Origin of the sequence: Microbacterium sp. P26 (genome assembly GCF_023712585.1) — a bacterium.
GTDB lineage: Bacteria > Actinomycetota > Actinomycetes > Actinomycetales > Microbacteriaceae > Microbacterium > Microbacterium algihabitans_A.
This window is the reverse complement of sequence record NZ_JAMAXZ010000006.1, coordinates 166,361-184,478: the sequence shown is the minus strand read 5'-3', so window position 1 is coordinate 184,478 and position 18,118 is coordinate 166,361. Positions and strand designations below refer to the sequence as shown.

Annotated in this window: 15 protein-coding genes; 6 read left to right on the top strand and 9 right to left on the bottom strand. The window is 70.8% G+C overall.

The features are described from left to right. The first annotated feature begins 10 nt into the window (after positions 1 to 10). Both araA and M3667_RS12830 read left to right on the top strand, forming a co-directional pair. Positions 11 to 1,522: an L-arabinose isomerase gene (gene araA, locus M3667_RS12835; protein WP_251508536.1), complete on the top strand. Its 1,512-nt coding sequence runs from the start codon at positions 11 to 13 to the stop codon at positions 1,520 to 1,522. Between the two features lie 622 nt (positions 1,523 to 2,144). Then, positions 2,145 to 3,227, top strand: a complete 1,083-nt coding sequence (locus tag M3667_RS12830; protein ID WP_251508534.1) for an SDR family oxidoreductase — start codon at positions 2,145 to 2,147, stop codon at positions 3,225 to 3,227. Positions 3,228 to 3,284: 57 nt separating this feature from the next. Here the strand turns inward: M3667_RS12830 and M3667_RS12825 are convergent, their stop codons facing one another. The 6 genes from M3667_RS12825 to M3667_RS12800 all read right to left on the bottom strand — a co-directional run bounded on the left by M3667_RS12825 (position 3,285) and on the right by M3667_RS12800 (position 11,106). Next, positions 3,285 to 3,830 carry a hypothetical protein gene (locus tag M3667_RS12825; RefSeq protein WP_251508532.1) on the bottom strand — a complete coding sequence of 182 codons (546 nt, stop codon included), beginning with the start codon at positions 3,828 to 3,830 and terminating at the stop codon, positions 3,285 to 3,287. Next, entirely contained in the window at positions 3,827 to 5,404 is a 1,578-nt protein-coding gene (locus M3667_RS12820) for a deoxyguanosinetriphosphate triphosphohydrolase family protein (RefSeq protein WP_251508530.1), read from the bottom strand. The genes M3667_RS12825 and M3667_RS12820 overlap by 4 nt, the downstream gene beginning before the upstream one ends. 166 nt (positions 5,405 to 5,570) lie before the next feature. Further along, on the bottom strand, positions 5,571 to 7,907 hold the full coding sequence (locus M3667_RS12815) for a beta-glucosidase (RefSeq protein WP_251508528.1): 2,337 nt from the start codon (positions 7,905 to 7,907) through the stop codon (positions 5,571 to 5,573). A 6-nt stretch (positions 7,908 to 7,913) separates the two neighbouring features. Beyond that, positions 7,914 to 8,798 carry a carbohydrate ABC transporter permease gene (locus M3667_RS12810; protein WP_251508526.1) on the bottom strand — a complete coding sequence of 295 codons (885 nt, stop codon included), beginning with the start codon at positions 8,796 to 8,798 and terminating at the stop codon, positions 7,914 to 7,916. Further along, positions 8,795 to 9,808 (bottom strand): carbohydrate ABC transporter permease, encoded by a 1,014-nt coding sequence (locus M3667_RS12805; RefSeq protein ID WP_251508524.1) that lies wholly within the window; start codon positions 9,806 to 9,808, stop codon positions 8,795 to 8,797. Before M3667_RS12805 ends, M3667_RS12810 begins: the two co-directional genes overlap by 4 nt. An 11-nt stretch (positions 9,809 to 9,819) precedes the next feature. Further along, positions 9,820 to 11,106, bottom strand: a complete 1,287-nt coding sequence (locus tag M3667_RS12800) for an extracellular solute-binding protein (protein WP_251508522.1) — start codon at positions 11,104 to 11,106, stop codon at positions 9,820 to 9,822. A 177-nt stretch (positions 11,107 to 11,283) separates the two neighbouring features. Between M3667_RS12800 and M3667_RS12795 the strand changes: the two genes are divergently transcribed. The 3 genes from M3667_RS12795 (at position 11,284) to mmuM (ending at position 13,816) form a co-directional block, all read left to right on the top strand. Continuing rightward, positions 11,284 to 12,285 carry a LacI family DNA-binding transcriptional regulator gene (locus M3667_RS12795; RefSeq protein ID WP_251508520.1) on the top strand — a complete coding sequence of 334 codons (1,002 nt, stop codon included), beginning with the start codon at positions 11,284 to 11,286 and terminating at the stop codon, positions 12,283 to 12,285. A 173-nt stretch (positions 12,286 to 12,458) separates the two neighbouring features. After that, positions 12,459 to 12,965: a MarR family winged helix-turn-helix transcriptional regulator gene (locus tag M3667_RS12790; RefSeq protein ID WP_144832214.1), complete on the top strand. Its 507-nt coding sequence runs from the start codon at positions 12,459 to 12,461 to the stop codon at positions 12,963 to 12,965. Then, positions 12,962 to 13,816, top strand: a complete 855-nt coding sequence (gene mmuM, locus M3667_RS12785; protein WP_251508518.1) for a homocysteine S-methyltransferase — start codon at positions 12,962 to 12,964, stop codon at positions 13,814 to 13,816. The genes M3667_RS12790 and mmuM overlap by 4 nt, the downstream gene beginning before the upstream one ends. Positions 13,817 to 13,906: 90 nt before the next feature. Here the strand turns inward: mmuM and M3667_RS12780 are convergent, their stop codons facing one another. After that, positions 13,907 to 14,380: an Lrp/AsnC family transcriptional regulator gene (locus M3667_RS12780; RefSeq protein ID WP_251508517.1), complete on the bottom strand. Its 474-nt coding sequence runs from the start codon at positions 14,378 to 14,380 to the stop codon at positions 13,907 to 13,909. 155 nt (positions 14,381 to 14,535) lie between these two features. On the opposite strand from M3667_RS12780, the gene ald reads away from it, so the two are divergent. Beyond that, on the top strand, positions 14,536 to 15,621 hold the full coding sequence (ald, locus tag M3667_RS12775) for an alanine dehydrogenase (RefSeq protein ID WP_251508515.1): 1,086 nt from the start codon (positions 14,536 to 14,538) through the stop codon (positions 15,619 to 15,621). Between the two features lie 132 nt (positions 15,622 to 15,753). Here the strand turns inward: ald and M3667_RS12770 are convergent, their stop codons facing one another. Together M3667_RS12770 and M3667_RS12765 are read right to left on the bottom strand one after the other, a co-directional pair. Then, positions 15,754 to 16,437, bottom strand: coding sequence for a response regulator (locus M3667_RS12770; RefSeq protein WP_251508513.1), 684 nt, complete (start codon positions 16,435 to 16,437; stop codon positions 15,754 to 15,756). Beyond that, positions 16,434 to 18,038 (bottom strand): ATP-binding protein, encoded by a 1,605-nt coding sequence (locus M3667_RS12765; RefSeq protein ID WP_251508511.1) that lies wholly within the window; start codon positions 18,036 to 18,038, stop codon positions 16,434 to 16,436. The genes M3667_RS12770 and M3667_RS12765 overlap by 4 nt, the downstream gene beginning before the upstream one ends. Positions 18,039 to 18,118: the final 80 nt, after the last annotated feature.

Genomic DNA, 18,118 nt, shown 5'->3' with positions numbered 1-18,118 from the left:
AGGAACAGTCATGACCCGCACTCCCCTCAAGAACGACCTCGACGGCTACGAGGTCTGGTTCGTCACCGGAAGCCAGAACCTCTACGGCGAAGAGACGCTCACGCAGGTCGCCGAACAGTCGCAGGCCGTCGTCGAGGGCCTCAACGGCCTGCCGGTGAAGGTCGTCTGGAAGCCCGTGCTGAAAGACTCCGACAGCATCCGCCGCATGGCGCTCGAGATCAACGGTCGCGACGACGTCATCGGCGTCATCGCGTGGATGCACACCTTCAGCCCCGCGAAGATGTGGATCGCCGGCCTCGACGCCCTGCAGAAGCCGCTGCTGCACCTGCACACGCAGGCCAATGTCGAGCTGCCGTGGAACGACATCGACTTCGACTTCATGAACCTCAACCAGGCCGCCCACGGCGACCGCGAGTTCGGGTACATCCAGACGCGCCTCGGCGTCTCTCGCAAGACGGTCGTCGGCCACGTGTCGAACCCGGTCGTGCGCCAGCAGATCGAGGACTGGGAGCGCGCTGCCGCCGGCTGGACCGCCGCCCGTACCCTCAAGCTCGCGCGCTTCGGCGACAACATGCGCTACGTCGCCGTCACCGAGGGCGACAAGACCGAGGCCGAGCTGCGCTTCGGCGTGCAGGTCAACACCTGGGGCGTGAACGAGCTGGTCGAGGCTGTGGAGAAGGCATCGGATGCCGACATCGACGCCCTCGTGCAGGAGTACGTCGACAGCTACGACGTGGTCGACGACCTGCTCCCCGGCGGCGCACGTCACCAGTCGCTGCGCGACGGCGCGGCGATCGAGCTGGGCCTGCGTTCGTTCCTTGAGGAGGGCGGCTTCGGCGCCTTCACCACCTCGTTCGAAGACCTCGGCGCGCTGAAGCAGCTGCCCGGTCTCGCGGTGCAGCGCCTGATGGCCGAGGGCTACGGCTTCGGCGCCGAGGGCGACTGGAAGACCGCGATCCTCGTGCGCGTCGCCAACGTCATGGGCGCGGGCCTGCCCGGCGGCGCCTCGCTCATGGAGGACTACACCTACGACCTCGTCCCCGGCAATGAGCGGATCCTCGGGGCGCACATGCTCGAGGTCTCGCCCTCGCTGACGACGAAGAAGCCGCGCCTCGAGATCCACGAGCTCGGCATCGGCGGCAAGGACGACCCGGTGCGCCTGGTCTTCACCGCCGACGCGGGCCCCGCGCTGGTCGTCGCGATGAGCGACATGCGCGACCGCTTCCGCCTGGTGGCCAACGTCGTCGAGAACGTCGACGCGCCCGACCTGCCGAAGCTCCCCGTCGGCCGCGCCGTGTGGAAGCCCGCCCCCGACTTCGCGACCTCGGCCGGCTGCTGGCTCGCCGCCGGTGCCGCCCACCACACCGTCATGACGACGGCCGTGGGCATCGAGGTGTTCCGCGACTTCGCGGAGATCGCCAAGACCGAGCTCGTCGTGATCGACGACGACACCACGGTCCGCGGTTTTCAGAGTGAACTGCGCTGGAACCAGGCGTACTACCGCCTGGCCCAGGGCCTGTAAGACCCGTCGCCCCGGGAGCCGCACTGCCCCGGGGTGACGCGGTACGCGCGCGTCCCGCTCTCTCGAGACGCGCTGCCGCCCGACGAGGCCTCCCTATCGCCTCGACGAGCGGATCGTGCCCCGGACCCGCGCGGCGGTGGGCCGCCGAGGGTCCGGGGCACGTTTTCGTGTGGTCACCCGGCCTGCATCACTCGGGACGCGGATGCCATGGCATCCGGTGGAGGGATGCGTGTCCCCCTTTCGGTCGGGGTGTGTCCCAGATCGTGCGGTTTGCGGGGTGTTCAGCCCGCACTTTGTGGGACATGGGTGCTGCTGCATCCGGTGCTGTGGTGCGTGTCCCCCTTTCGGTCGGGGTGTGTCCCAGATTGTGCGGCGTGTGGGGTGTTCAGCCCGCACTTTTCGGGACATGGATGCCGTGGCATCCGGTGCTGGGGTGCGTGTCCCCCTTTCGGTCGGGGTGTGTCCCAGATTGTGCGGTTTGCGGGATGTTCAGCCCGCACTTTTCGGGACATGGATGCCGTGGCATCCGGTGAATCGAAGAACCTGTCGCCGGCACCGGGCGGAAATCCGGCCGCGGAATACCCTTCGACCTGGCACGGTTGCCGTTCGTTCACCTCGATCGATGGGAACCCCCGTTTTGACTGAATCCGCACACGCCCTCGTGGTCGGCGCCACCGGTATCGCCGGCGGCGCGCTGATCGACCGACTGTCCGACCAGGGATGGGCGGTGACCGGCCTTTCCCGTCGGCCGGGTGCGGAGCGTCCGGGTGTCGGCTGGCGGTCGGCCGACCTGCGCTCGCCCGAGTCGCTGCGCGCGGCGCTGGGCGACCTGCCCGTCACGCACGTGTTCTTCACGGCGTGGTCGCGGCAGGACACCGAGGCCGAGAACATCGCCGTCAACGGCGGCATGGTCCGTGATCTGCTCGCGGCGCTCTCGGACGCACCGGTGCGTCACGTCGCCCTGATGACCGGGCTCAAGCACTACCTCGGGCCCTTCGAGGCGTACGGCCAGGGCGCGATGCCCGACACCCCGTTCCACGAGGACGAGCCGCGACTCGACGTCGACAACTTCTACTACGCGCAGGAGGACGAGCTGTTCGCCGCCGCCCGCCGTCAGGGCTTCACGTGGTCGGTCCACCGTTCGCACACGGTTCTCGGCCATGCCGTCGGCAACGCGATGAACATGGGGCTCACGATCGCCGTCGCCGCTGCGATCAGTCGACACACGGGCCGGCCGCTCGTCTTCCCGGGCAGCGAGACCCAGTGGAACGGCCTCACCGATGTGACCGACGCCGACCTGCTGGCGAGCCAGATGGTCTGGGCGGCCACGCACCCCGAGGGCGCGGATGAGGCGTTCAACACCGCGAACGGCGACGTCTTCCGGTGGCGCTGGATGTGGCCGCGCATCGCGGCAGACCTCGGCGTCGAGGCGGAGGGATTCGACACCGCCCCGCGACCGTTCGAGCAGCAGATGGTCGATGCGGCGCCGGTGTGGGCCGAGATCGTCGAACAGCACGGACTCGTCGAGCCCGACATCACGCGCGTCGCCTCGTGGTGGCACACCGATGCCGATCTCGGGCGCGACATCGAGGTCATGACCGACATGTCGAAGAGCCGCCTCGCGGGCTTCTCCGAGCATCACCGCACGCGCGATTCGTTCACGAAGCTTTTCGAGCGGTACCGCGCGGCACGCCTCATCCCCTGAGTTCCACGCTGACCACGGCCCCGAGCTGGTCGGCGCGATCTGCGATTGCAGGTGCTGTCAGCTTTCGGGGTCGTCGGTGGTCGTCGTCGTGCTGTGCCAGTACGCGGCGGTCTTGCTCCCGAGCCGCACAATCTGGTCGGGGCGAGTGTCGGCATCCGGCCAGAAGCAGAGTTCGTAGCGGTCGGGTGCGGTCTCATCCTCCAGGACGGTGTCGGCATCATGGCCGGCATCCATCGCGGTCGCCGACCACCGTGCACGGTACGACATGACCGGGAGCGTGATCTCGTCGCCGTCGTCGAAACCCCCGAACCAGAGGTTTGACCGATCGGGGCGGAAGGACACCTCGACGATGTCCTCTGCTTCGCTGAGCGGGGGCTCGCTGTCGACCAGCACGACGCGTACGGAAACGGCGCCGGTGTGCAGCCCCGTCCGCAGATCCAGGAGCCCCGGAATCGCTGCGCCGCAGAGCCCGTTCTCCTGTCCGGCGAACGGGCTGCCCGAAACGATTTCACCGAAGCGTTCCTCGGGATGCAGCCAGATGAAGCCGTAGTGCACATGCAGTGGTCGGTCGAAGAGCACATTCTCCGCGTGCATCTCGGTCACAGCCGCTGCCCCAGCGCCCAGAGGCGGTCGGCGCGACCCGAGATCGCCTCCGACAGGGCGAAGGCCTGTGCGTCGGTCAGCGAGGCGACGTAGTCGACGATGCCGCGCGAGCGCGCGAGGGTCTCGGCCTCGGCATCCGTCGGGCGGCGCTCGGCGGGCAGCTGCGCGTACTGCTCGCGGGCCAGCGCGATGAGCTCGCGCAGGCGCCGCGGAGTGCGAGCCCGGTCGAGGTCGTCGTCGAGCCACTCGCCGAGCGCGCGCACCGATCGGGCGAGGATGCGGCTCATGCCGCGCTGCTGGATCGCCAGGTCGGGGCGGCTGAGCACGAACCGCTTGTGCACGAACTTCAACACCTCGACGTGGTGCCAGGCCCACGGCGAGAGCACGACGGGCCCGGCGCGCGGGGTGTCGAGGGGGCGCAGGCGCGCCGACTCCTGGAACCGGCGGATCCAGCGATCCGTGAACCCGGCAAGCCGGCGCTCGGCCGTCAGCGACCCGTCGAACGGTCGCGCGAGCAGGTCGGTGACCATCTCGGCATCCACGTCGCTCACCGCGGCGAGGAAGGCTTCGTCGTCGGCGATCCAGGGGTCGTCGCGGCGCATCTTGCGGCGCAGGCGCTCGAGACCGGCGCCGGGGGCGAGCTCGGCGCGCACCTCGGCATCGTCGCGCTCGCGCCACTCGAGCACGTCGTCGAGCCAGCCGCGGAACTCCGCGGCGATCGGGGCATGGTCGAGGATGCCGGCGCGGTAGAAGTCGTCGACGTCGTGCACCGAGTACGCGATGTCGTCGGCGAGGTCCATGACCGCGCCCTCGATGCTCTGGCGCAGCGGCTCGGCATCGACGCCCTGACGCGCTTCGGCGAGGTCGTCGAGGTCGATGTCGTACGCGGAGTACTTGTGCACGCGGTACGCGCCGTCAGGGGAGCGACGGATGCCGCGGGGCGGGCCGATCCGCTCGATGTCGGCCGCGCCGACCGACGGAGCCCACGGGTACTTGGCCGAGGCGGCGCGGACGGCGGCGGTGAGATTGAGTCCGCGCGGGGCATTCTCGACGACGTCGAGAGCGGTGAGGATGCGGTAGGTCTGCGCGTTGCCCTCGAACCCGTCGGCGAGGCCCAGCTCGTCGCGGGCGAGCCGGTCGAGGGTGGTCTCGCCGAGATGGCCGAACGGCGGGTGGCCGAGGTCGTGCGCGTAGGCCGCGGCCTCGACGACGGTGGCGTTGCAGACGTCACCCTCGCCGGCCTGGCGCGAGCGAGTATTCAACTGCAGGGCGACGACGCGGGCGATCGCGCTGACCTTGAGCGTGTGGGTGAGACGGTTGTGCACCGGCGCCCCGCCCATCGACGGCGAGACGACCTGCGTCACGGCCGAGAGCCGCGAGAAGTACGGCGAGAACTGGATGCGCTCGAGGTCGATCGACCACGGGTCGGCCCGGGCGTCGTCCCCGTCGGGGTAGACGCGCGAAGCGAGGTTGCCGACGGCGTGGTCGTGGCGTGAGCCCGCGGCGGCCCCGCCCGAAACGGGGTGCGCGAGCGCAGCGGCATCCGGGGGCGTGGTCTCGTCGTGCAGCGTCATCCGGTCCTCTCGCGGCGTCGATGGCGTGGGTCAACGCTAACGCCAACGTGCGACACCAACGCGGCGGACGGGCCCTGCCCCCACGAGACTGCATCTCGCTGACATCGCGGCTGCACGCTGCAACCGATCCGTCAGCGAGATGCCGTCTCGCGAACACGGCGACACCTCAGCGCCGCCGCACCTCCACGTCGACCACGCGGGCGTCGTCGCCCGACAGCTCGTAGGTCGCGCCGGTCAGGCGCACCGCGACCGAGTCGTCGACCTCGGCGCACGATGGCCCCAATCGCAGTTCGACGTCGCCGGGCTCCACGACCCGGCGCATCGCCCGGTCGCTGTAGGCGAGGCGCGAGGCGGGCACGGTGAAGCGCACGTCGGCGCTCTCGCCCGGTTCGAGCTCGACCCGCGCGTACGCCACCAGCTGCGCGACGGGGCGCGTGACGCTCGCGACTGCCCGGTGGGCGTAGACCTGCACGACGTCGGCGCCGCGCACGGCTCCGGTGTTGGTCACGCGGGCCGCCACGGTGAACGCGTCGCCGGCGCGCACCTCGGCGGTTCCGGATGCCGTGACATCCGCCCCCGACGACACTCCGTCGACCGCCAGACCCTCGCGGCGGAACGTCGTGTACGACAGCCCGAATCCGAACGGGCGCACGGGGGTGGGGTCGGTGCTCGTGACGCCCGACGGTCCACCCAGCAGGGGGTGGAGGTAGGAGTAGGGCTGCGCTCCGGCGGAACGGGGGAGCGAGACGGGCAGGCGTCCCGAGGGGGTGGCGTCTCCCGCCAGCAGCGCGGCCAGCGCGGGCCCGCCCTCCTCGCCGGGGAAGAACGCCTGCAGCACCGCAGCCGGTCCCGTGGGGGTGTCGAGCGCCCAGCCCAGGGCGTAGGGCCGCCCGGTCAGCAGCACGAGCACGACCGGGGTGCCGGTCGCGACGACCGCCTCGACGAGCTGTCGCTGCACGCCGGGCAGCTCGAGGGAGTCGGCGTCGTTGCCCTCGCCGACCGTTCCACGGCCGAAGAGTCCGGAGCGGTCGCCGACGACGACGATCGCGACCTCGGCGTCGCGCGCGGCGGCCTCCGCGGCCTCCAGACCCGAGAGGTCCGTCCCCCCCACCTCGCACCCGCGGGTGTACGTGACCTCGCCGAATCGCTCGGCGAGGGCCTCGCGGACCGTCGGGATCTCGAAGCCCATCGGGGTTCCGGGGTGGTGCGCGAGCACGTGGTTGGCGAACGAATAGCAGCCCATCAAGGCCTCGGCGCTGTCGCCGTTCGGTCCGATCACGGCGATCCGCGTTCCGCCGGCGAGGGGGAGGACGCCGTCGTTTCGCAGCAGCACGGCCGATTCCTCGGCGAGTCGACGCGCGAGGGCGCGGTGCCCGGCGTCATCGAGGTCGATGTGCTGCGGGGGCGTGGAGAAGTCGGCATCCAGCAGCCCGAGGTCCTCCTTCTCGGCGAGCACGCGCGCGACGGCGCGGTCGACGACGGCTTCGGGAAGAGCGCCGGATGCCACCCGCTCGGCCAGGAACGGATAAGCGTCGGGGCCGGGGAGCTCGACGTCGATGCCCGCCTCGAGCGCGAGGTGCGCCGCCTCGCCGCGGTCGGCGGCGATCCCGTGCATCGAGCGGAGGAACTCCACCGCGAAGTAGTCCGACACGACGGTGCCGTCGAAGCCCCACTGCCGGCGCAGGAGGTCGGTCAGCAGCTCGTGCGAAGAGGCCACCGGCACCCCGTCGATCTCGGTGTACGAGTTCATGACGCTGCGTGCGCCGCCGTCGCGCACGGCCATCTCGAACGGCGGCAGGAACACGTCCTGCAGCTCGCGGCGTCCGGCCGACACGGGCGCGTGATTGCGCCCGGCGCGCGAGGCGGAGTACCCCGCGAAGTGCTTCAGCGTGGCGTGCACCCCCGAGTCTTGAAGTCCGCGCACGTAGGCCGTGCCGATCGTGCCGACCACGTACGGGTCTTCGGCGATGCACTCGTCGACGCGTCCCCACCGGGCGTCGCGCACCACGTCGAGCACGGGCGAGAGGCCCTGGTGCACCCCGACCTCGCGCATCGAGCGACCGATGGCGGATGCCATGAGCTCGACGGCATCCGGATCGAACGACGCGCCCCAGGCGAGGGGCGTCGGGAAGGTCGCCGCCTGCCAGGCCGCGAAACCCGTGAGGCATTCCTCGTGCACGAGGGCGGGGATGCCCAGGCGCGTCTCGGTCTGGAGCCGTCGCTGCTCGCCCCAGAGCCACTCGGCGCGCTCGACCGGGTCGACCGGCCGGGTGCCGTAGACGCGGGTGAGGTGGCCGAGGCCGTGCACGGTGGCATCCGCATAGGCGGTGGTGGTGACCTTCTCGCCCGAGAGCGGGGCGACGACCTCATCGCCCTGGTCGACCCAGTAGCCGACCAGCTGCGCGAGCTTCTCGTCGAGGGTCATCTCGGCCACGAGCGCCTGCACGCGAGGGGACACCCCGGTGGCGAGGGCAGCGCCGACGTCGGTGTTGTGGATGGTCATGATGGGTCAGCCCTTCACGGCGCCGGTGAGGCCGCCGACGATCCGACGCTCGAACACGCTGAAGAACAGCAGAGCGGGGATCATCGACAGCGAGGTGAATGCGAGCACGCGCGCGGTGTCGACGGAGTACTGGGAGGCGAACGCCTGCGTTCCGAGGGGCAGGGTGAAGGCGGCCTCGTTGTTGAGGATGAACAGCGGCAGCATGTACGAGTTCCAGCTGTTGACGAAGGCCAGGATGCCGACGGTCACCACCGCGGGGACGGCGAGGGGCAGCACCATGCGCCAGAAGAACCCGAGGCGGCCGAGCCCGTCGATCGAGGCGGCCTCCTGCAGCTCTTTCGGGATGGCCGCGAGGAAGGGCGACAGGATGATGATCGTCAGCGGCAGGGCGAAGGCGATCTGCGGCACGATGACACCGGCGAGCGAGTTCATCAGGCCGAGGCCTCGCACGAGGATGTACAGCGGCGTGATGGCGACCGTCATCGGGAACATCAGGCCCGCGGTGAACAGCGCGAACACCGCGCCGCGTCCGCGGAAGCGGTAGCGCGCCAGGGCGTACGCGGCCATCAGGCCGAGGGCGACGACGAAGACCGTGGTGGCGATCGCCGCGATCGCGGAGTTGCCGACCTGGCCCCAGAAGATGGGGCTTCCCAGCACGTCGGCGTAGTTCTGCCAGTTCCAGGTGGTCGGGAAGCCGGCCGGGTCGACGGTGATCTCGGCGTTCGAGCGGAAGCCGCCGAGGATGATGTAGACCACCGGCGCCAGCATCATGCCGATCAGCAGCAGGGCGACGAAGCCGACGGCGATCGAGCTGGAGCGCTTCGCCCCGGCGGGGGAGCGCAGCGACGAGCGGGGGGCCTTGGGTGCCACGAGGGTAGCGGTGGCGGTCATTCGGAACCTCCGGTGAGGGCGCCGGCGGTGTCGCGCCGCAGCACGAAGCGCTGGTAGATGAGGGCGACGGCGAGCGAGATGAGGAACATGACCACGGCCACGGCGCTGCCGTAGCCGAAGCTGCCCGCGTTACGGCCGTTGGCGACCATGTAGGTGGCCATGGTCGAGGTGCCGGCGGTCGAGGCGACGTACTGGCCCCAGATGATCCAGACGAGGTCGAACAGCTGCAGCGAGCCGATGATCGACAGGAACGCCCAGATGCGGATCGTCGGACCCATCAGCGGCAGCACGATGTGGCGCTGGATCTGCCAGTACGAGGCGCCGTCGATCGCGGCGGCCTCGCTGAGTTCTTCGGGAATGCCCTGGAGACCGGCGAGGAAGAGGATCACCGCGAAGCCGATGTACTTCCACGTGATGATGATCAGCAGCGTCCAGATGGCCAGCGCGGGGTCGGAGATCCAGTCGGCGCGGAGGGCGCCGAGTCCGATCTTCTCGAGCGCCCCGTTGAGCGCCCCGCCCGACTGCAGCATGAGGCCCCAGCCGAGACCGACGACGACCTCGGAGATGACGTAGGGCACGAAGATGAGCACGCGGATGAGCGACTGCGCCCGCATCTTGCGGTTGAGCAGCAACGCCAATCCGAGGGCGAGGGGACCTTGCAGCACGAGCGAGCCGACCACGATGAACGCGTTGTGGCCGAGCGCCTCGTGGAACGCGGGGTCGGTGAGGATCGTGACGTAGTTGCGGATGCCGACGAAGTCGACAGGTGCGCCGAAGCCCGACCACTTGTAGAAGCCGTAGTAGGCGGCCAGGGCGACGGGGAGGATGACGAACGACACGAACACCACCAGGGCGGGGCCCAGGAGGATCGCGAGTTCGCCGCGGATGCGCCAGTTCTCGAGTCGCCGCCGCGCGGGCGGCAGCCCGGCCGAGGGGGTGCGGTGCGCACCCTCCCCGGCCGGGCGGCGAGACCCGGCGTCGGTCGCCGAAGCGGCGAGCTGCGTCGTCATGAGCGGTGTCCTCAGCGCGAGGCTGCGGCGTTGACGGCGTCGACGATGCCCTGCGGCGAGCCCTTGCCGGTGAACATGTCGACGACGGCGACGTTCAGCGCGTTGCCGACGTTCTGGCCGTAGAGGGTGTCGAGCCACACCGAGACGTAGGGCGCCTTCGAGTAGGCCTCGAGCACCGACTTCAGTGCCGGGGTCGTCACCGCTCCCTCGGCCTCGCTCGAGGCGGGGAGGGTCTGGAAGGCCTTCGCGTACGCCTCCTGGTTCTCCTTGTTGACGAGGAAGTTCAAGAAGTCGGTGCACTGCGCGGGAGCGTTGACCCAGCAGGAGTAGCCGTCGACGCCGCCCATCATGGCGCCGGGTTCGCCGTCGCCGCCCGAGACCTCGGGGAAGGGGAACCAGCCGAGGTCGGCCAGGGGCTGCTCGTCGGGGGTGAGCGAGGCGATCACGCCCGGGTCCCACGCGCCCATGAGCTCCATGGCGGCCTGGTGGTTGGCCACCAGACCCGCCGACGAACCGGCGCCCTGCTGGGCCGCGGTGGTGAGGAAACCGTCGTTGAAGGGCTGCGTCGCGAGGAACGACTGGAGGTCTTCGCCGGCCTTCAGCCAGCACGGGTCGTCGAAGCTGCGGCTCGCGGCGGCGGAGTCGAGCACGTCCTTCGAGCAGGCGCGCAGCGCGAAGTTGTAGTACCAGTGGGCGGCGGGCCAGGCGTCCTTGGCACCGACGGCGATCGGGGCGACGCCGGTCGCCTTGATCTTGGCGTTGGCGGCCTCGAGCTCGTCGATGGTCGTGGGCGCCGAGGTGACACCGGCGGCCGTGAGCAGATCTTGAGAGGTGAAGATGCCCGAGGGGAGCACGGCGACGGGCATGCCGTAGTTCTTGCCGTCGATCTCGAACGCGGACAGCGACGAGCCGAGGGCGGTCTTGGCGTCGGCCGAGATCTTGTCGGTCAGGTCCATCGCCTGGCCGGCGGTGACGATGTCGGCGAGCTTGCCGCCGCCGCGGGCCATGAACAGGTCGGGGGCGTCGCCCGAGTTGAGGGCGGTCTGGAGCTTGCCGTCCATCTCCTCGTTCTGCACGGCCTGGATCTCGACGGTGACGCCCGGGTTCGCCGCCTCGAACGCGGCCGCGGTGTCTTCCCAGTACTTCTTGCCGTCGCCGGTCGTCGAGTTGTGCCAGAGCGTCAGGGTGACGCTGCCGTCGGCGTTCTGGCCGCTGCCGCCGCCTGCGGCGCAACCGCCGAGCGCGAGGGTGCCGGCGACGGCGAGGGCCGCTCCGGCGAGGATCTTGCGCGTGTTCATGTGATGCCCGTTTCTCTTCGTCGAGGTGCGCCGCGGGGCGCGTCGGTGTGTGCGGCTGCTCTGCCGTTCGTGCGCTTCTCGGGGTCTGCTGCCCGCCGAGGTGTCAGCAGTGTCGCCCGAAGCCCGCTTTATCGTCAAACGTTTTCGAAAATGATTTCCACGCTAGGGTCGGATGCCATGACGAGGCGCACCACCATCCACGACGTCGCCGCGGCGGCCGGCGTGTCGGTGGCCACGGTGTCGAAGGCCGTCAACGGCCGCTACGGCGTCTCGCCCGAGACCGTGGGCCGCGTGCTCGACGCGGTGAAGGCCCTCGGCTACGAGTCGAGCCTGGTGGCCAGCAGCATGCGATCGCGGCGCACGGGCGTGATCGGTGTGCTGGTGGCCGACATCGAGCCGTTCTCGGCCGAGATCCTCAAGGGCGTCGCGGGAGCCCTGTCCGACACCGGTTACGACCTGCTCGCGTACACCGGAGCCCGTCGCGACGGGGAGGGCTGGGAGCGTCGCTCTCTGAGCCGGCTCAGCGGAACGCTCATCGACGCGGCCATCATCGTCACCCCGACCGTGGTCAACGTTTCGAGCGACGTGCCGATCGTCGCGATCGATCCGCACACCGGTCGCGCCGACGTGCCGACCGTCGAGTCCGACAGCTTCACGGGAGCCCAGCAGGCGGTGCACTACCTCGTGCAGCTCGGCCACCGACGCATCGGATTCATCGCCGGGCGCCCCGATCTGCGTTCGGCGGTGGCCCGCGCATCGGGATACCGCGCGGGGCTCGCGGCCGCCGGCATCCCGTTCGATCCCGCGCTCGTCGGCGACGGGCGGTACGAGCACGACGTCGCCCGCGAGGCCGCGCACGCGATGCTCGCGTTGCCCGACCCGCCCACCGCGGTGTTCGCCGCGAACGACCTGTCGGCCCTGTCGATCGTCGAGGTCGCCGTCGAGCGCGGACTCCGCGTGCCCGACGATCTCTCGGTGGTCGGCTTCGACGACGTGCCCGAGGCGGCTCGCGCCCAACCGGGTCTCACGACGGTGCGCCAGCCGATGAAGCGCCTGGGCGCCGAGGCCGTTCGCATCGTGCTGGCGCTGCTCGCGGGCGAGGAACTGCCCGCCATGCACATCGAGCTCCCGACGCGCCTGGTCGCGCGCGGGACGACGGCGCCCCCGCGCGAGCGCTGAGCCGGGCGTGCGGGCGGGGCCCCGGCATCCGATCGTCTCTCTTCTTCCCCCACTCGAGTGTCCAGAACACGCCGCTCGAAGGCAGTGGGATGCGGCGTTTCGTGGACGCTCGACGACGGGGACGAGCCTGCAAGGCGCGCCGCGACACCCCGCGGCTCCGGTACCGTCGAAGAATGCCTACCGCGAGCAGTAAAGACGACGAGGTCGACCTCCTCATCGACGCCTGGTCGCAGCTGCTGCCCGAGGTCGACCTGACGCCCCTCGACGTGATGTCGCGCCTGCGCCGCGCGGCGTTCCACCTCTCGAAGCTGCGCGCCAAGGCCTTCGCGAGCGCCGGCATCGCCGTGTGGGAGTTCGACGTGCTCGCGGTGCTCCGCCGCGCGGGCACCGAGCTGAGCGCCACGCGCCTGATCACGGCGACCATGATCGGCAGCGCCGCCATGACCAACCGCCTCGACAAGCTCGCCGAGCGCGGCCTCGTGCACCGACGCCCCAATCCCTCCGACGGTCGGGCGATCCTCGTCGCGATCACCGCCGAGGGCATCGAGCGGGTGGATGCCGCGATGACCGAGCTCGTCCGCCTCGAGGCCGAGGCCCTACGCGATGTCAGCCGCCAAGACCAGGCGCTGCTCGCGAGCGCCCTGCGCGTGCTGGCGGCCGGCGAGACGCACGAGGCGTGATCGACCTCGCCACCGCTCTGACCGAGCGCCCCGTCATCCTCGACGGCGGCCTCGGCACTCTGCTCGAGTCGCGCGGCAACGACGTCACGAGCGACCTGTGGTCGGCGCGCGTGCTGCGCGACGACCCCGACGAGGTGCGCGCTGCACACGCCGAATTCGTCGCCGCGGGCGCCGAGGTCGTGATTACCGCGTCGTACCAGATCGGTTTCGGAGGAGAGATCCCGGATGCCGAGGTCGAGGAGCTGCTGCGCCGCTCTGTGACCCTGGCACGCGAAGCCGGCGAGGCGGTGGTCGCGGCATCCGTCGGTCCGGTCGGAGCGCTCCGCGCCGACGGCAGCGAGTACACCGGCGCGTACGGACTCTCGCTCGCCGAGCTGCGCCAGACTCACCGCCGACGCCTGCACGTGCTCGCGGAAGCCGGAGCCGACGTGCTCGCGATCGAGACGATCCCCTCGCCGCTCGAGGTGGAGGCCCTCGCGCTCGAGCTCGCCGCGATCGACCTGCCGGCCTTCGTCAGCCTCTCGGCCGACAGCACCGGTTTTTCGGGTCGCGGAGCGCTCGCCGCGGCGCTGCGCGAAGCGGCATCCGCCCCCGGAGTCGTCGCGGTGGGCGTCAATTGCTGCGCCCCCGGCTCGGTGCTGCCCGCCCTCGCGGATGCGCCCGACCTGCCGCTCGTGGTCTACCCGAATACGGGCGAGACGTGGGAGGCCGCGACCCGCACCTGGCACGGCGCCGCCGCCCCGCTCGCCGCCGACGCCCCCGCATGGGTCGCCGCTGGCGCACGTCTGGTGGGCGGATGCTGCCGATCGACGCCCGCCGACATCGCCGCGATCGCGGCCGCGGTGCGCTGAGGAGCCCTCCACCGCCTGCGTGAGGGGTCATCAAGTGTCGCTTCGAGAGGCTCCCAGCGACCGATCTTGACCCCTCACGCGGTGGCGGGCTCAGTCGAAGTCCGCCGCCAGGGCGTTGCGGTGGTACTCGAAGATGATGCTCGTGCGCGTCGAGGCGACGCTGTGCCGAGCCGAGAGGTGGTCGACGACGAAGCGGCGGACGGCCGACGAATCGTCGACGGCGATGTGCACGAGGAAGTCGTCGGCGCCACCGAGGAAGAACAGTTGGATCACGTCGGGGTGGCGGCGGATCTCGTGCGCGAACGCGCGGATGCTCTCCTGTCGCTGCCCCGGACGCAGGGTGACCCCGACGATCGCCTGCAGTCCGCGGCCGAGGCGGCTCTGGTCGACGGCGGCGTGGAACCCGGTGATGAGTCCGCGGTCGACAAGGCCCCGCAAGCGCGCATGGGCGGTGGATGCCGCGACCCCGAGCTCCTCGGCGAGAGCGGCGTTCGTCATGCGCGCGTCGGCCGACAGCAACTCGATGATGCGCGCGTCGAGGGGGTGAAGGTCGTCGTCGGCCACCGTAGATCCTTCGCGTCGTCGACCCCGGCGGGAGTCGTCTCGCCGATGATATCCCTGCTCCAACGGCGGTAGCCGAAGGATCTGCGTTGAAACACCACGGAAACACTCTTTTCTGCGATCCTCTGGGCAACGCTCATCCGCTCGAGGAGGAACCCATGCGCGTGTCCGTGCCCACCGAGATCAAGAACAACGAGAACCGCGTCGCCATGACGCCCGCGGGGGTCGATTCGCTCGTCCACCGCGGTCACGAGGTCTTCGTGCAGGCGGGCGCGGGTGAGGGCAGCGGCTTCTCCGACGAGCAGTACCGCGCGGCCGGCGCCGAGATCGTCGACACCGCCGAAGAGACCTGGGCCCGCGCCGAGCTGCTGGTGAAGGTCAAGGAGCCCATCGCCCCCGAATACGGCTTCCTGCGCCGCGACCTCAAGCTCTTCACCTACCTGCACCTCGCCGCCGACCGGCCGCTGACCGATGCGCTCATGGCCGCCGGCACCACGGCCGTGGCCTACGAGACCGTACAGACCGCCGATCGTGCGCTGCCGCTCTTGGCCCCGATGAGCGAGGTGGCCGGACGCCTGTCGATCATCGAGGGCGCCCATCACCTGCTGCGCGCTTCGGGCGGGCGCGGTCTGCTCCCCGGCGGCGTCCCCGGCACCCCGCGGGCGAAGGTCGTCGTGATCGGCGGCGGCGTCGCGGGCGAGCACGCTGCGGCCAACGCTCTTGGGCTCGGCGCCCGCGTCACGGTGATCGACATCTCGCTGCCGAAGCTCCGCCAGCTCGAGGAGCGCTTCGGCGGCGCGATCGAGACCCGCGCCTCGACCCGCCTCGAGATCGCCGAGCAGCTCTCCGACGCCGACCTCGTGATCGGATCGGTGCTCATCCCCGGCGCCGCAGCCCCCAAGCTCGTCACCGACGACATGGTCGCCGCGATGAAGCCCGGCGCGGTGCTCGTCGACATCGCGATCGACCAGGGCGGCTGCTTCGAAGGCTCGCACCCGACCACGCACGACGCGCCGACCTTCCGCGTGCACGAGGCGCTGTACTACTGCGTGGCGAACATGCCCGGCGCGGTGCCGCACACCTCGACCCGGGCCCTGTCGAACGCCACCCTCCCGTACATCACGCGCATCGCCGAGCAGGGCTGGGAGGCCGCGGCATCCGCCGATCCGGCTCTGGCCAAGGGCCTGAACGTGCGCGCCGGCGTGGTCGTCAACGAGGGCGTGCGCGCGGCCTTCGACCTCTGACCCGCAGCGATCGAGGTGGCTGAGCGTGTCGAAGTCACCGGGGATTCTGCGGGTTCCGGTTCGGCAGGCTCAGGGACCTATCGTTCCGCGCGGGTTCCGGTCCCTTCGGCGGGCTCGGGGACCTCGCGTGGCTCAGCCGCGCACCCAGGCGTAGGTGATCTCGGGGCGGCCCTGGCCGCCGTACCGGGGTTCGCGACGTACACGCCCGGCGTCGGCGAGGTGCTCGAGGTACCGCCGGGCCGTGACCCGCGACATCCCCTCGCTCTCGCCGACCTCGGTCGACGACACCGCTCCCGCAGCGGTGCGCACGCGCGCAGCGACGGCCTGCAACGTCTCGTCGCTGAGGCCCTTCGGCAGCACGGGGGCGGCGACCGTGCGGAGCGAGCCGAGCAGGGCATCGACCTCCGACTGAGTGGCATCTCCCGCGGCACGATCCAGTCCCTCGACGTACGAGCGGTACGCCTCGAGGCGCTCGCGGAACGCGGCGAACGCGAACGGCTTGATGAGGTACTGCACGACCCCGATCGACACCGCCGCCCGCACGGTGGCGGCGTCGCGCACCGCGGTCACCGCGATGATGTCGACGCCCGAGCCCATCGCGCGCACGCGCCGGGCGACGTCGAGTCCCGTGCCGTCGGGCATGGTCATGTCGAGCAGCACGAGGTCGATCGAGCGATCGGGGTCGGTGATCGCGGTGAGCGCCGCGCGGGCCCCGGCCGCCTGCCCGACGACCTCGAACCCCGGCACGCGGCCGACGTAGGCGCTGTGCAGCTCGAGGGCGAGGGCGTCGTCGTCGACGACGAGCACGCGGATCACGGCGCCACCGCCTCGGCCACCGCGGGGAGGAAGACGCGCACCGTGGTGGGCTGCGCGGTCACCTGAAGGGTGCCTCCGCGGGTGGCGACGATGTCACGCACGAGCGCGAGTCCCACGCCGCGCCCGCCCGGGGCGAGGGCGGTCTTGGTCGAGGCGCCGAAGGCGAAGGGGTCGGGAAGCGTCGGATCGAATCCCGCCCCGCTGTCGACGACCTCGACGATCACGTCGGCGCCGTTCTCGCGCAGCGTCGCGCGCACCCACCGCGGCTCGGGACCTGCCGCCGCGGCATCCAGCGCGTTGTCGACGAGGTTGCCGACGACCGTGACCGCTTCGGCCGCGGCGAGTGGCAGCGTGGGCGTGGGTTCGGCCACGTCGATGTCGAGGCGCACGCCGCGCTCGGCGGCCTCGTCGAGCTTGCCGAGCAGCAGCGCGACGACCACGGCGTCGTCGTCGTCCGAGACGAGGCGGTCCGCGAGCCCTTGACGCTCGCCGGTCGAGGCGACGATCAAGCGCCGCGCTTCGTCGACTCGGCCGAGTTCGAGCAGCGCGAGCAAGGCGTGCAGGCGGTTGCCGTGCTCGTGCGTCTGCGAGCGCAGGGTGTCGCTGAGCGTGCGCACGCCTTCGAGCTCGCCCAGCAGGGACTGCAGCTCCGACCGATCGCGCAGGGTCATCACGCGCCCGCGTTCGGGAGCGCGTCGACCGCTGAGGTCCCGCGCTTCCTCCTGATTGACCAGCAGCACGCGATCGCCGTTGACGACGGTCTCTTCGACCATGCGGCGCCCGGTCGCGATGGCCTCGGCGAGCCCGGTGTCCATGTCGATGTCGCGCGGGTCGAGCGACACCTGCCCGCTCGTCGCCGGCGGGAGTCCCAGGAGGTCGGCCGCCTCGTCGTTGTACAGAACGATGCGTCCGGCACGGTCGGTCACGACGAGACCCTCGCGCAGCGAGTGCAGCACCGTCTCGTAGCTCTCGACGAGTCGCGACAGCTCGCCCGGCGTGTACGACCCGGTCACGCGGCGGGCGCTGCGGCGCACGTACAGCGCCCCGAGCACGCCCATGCCGACGATGGCGGCGGATGCCAAGACGATGAGCGGAGCGCGTGCGGCGATGTCCTGCTGCACGGCGCCGAGGGTCACCCCCACCGAGACGAGGGCCACGATGTCGCCGGTCTCGCCGCCGTCGGTGCGGATGGGGGCGATCGTGCGGACCGAGGGGCCGAGGGTGCCTTCGTACACCTCGGTGAACGTGTTCCCGGCCAGGGCTTCTTCGCGCGACCCGAGGTACGGCTCGCCGATCTCCGACCGGTTGCGGTGGGTGATGCGGATGCCGTCGGGCGTCATGATCGTGACGAACGACAGGTCGGCCTCGGGGAGGATCCGCTCGACCATCGGCTGCAGGCTGTCGGAGTCACGGGCGGCCGCCAGCACCGCGACGTCGGGCTCGTGCGCGAGCGTCTCGGCGACCGACCGCGTCACCTTCTCGGCCTCGCGCTGGCCGGAGTCGCTGAGTTGGAGCGAGAGCAGTGCCGCGAGCACTCCGGCGACGAGGACGACGACGCCGAGCGATACCAAGGCCAGGCGTCCTCCCACGCTCAGTCTCATGTCACCGCCCTTCGTCGCGCTGTCGTGAACAATACGACCACAAATCGTGCAGGTGCCCGCCCTCGGCCACAGTCATGTCA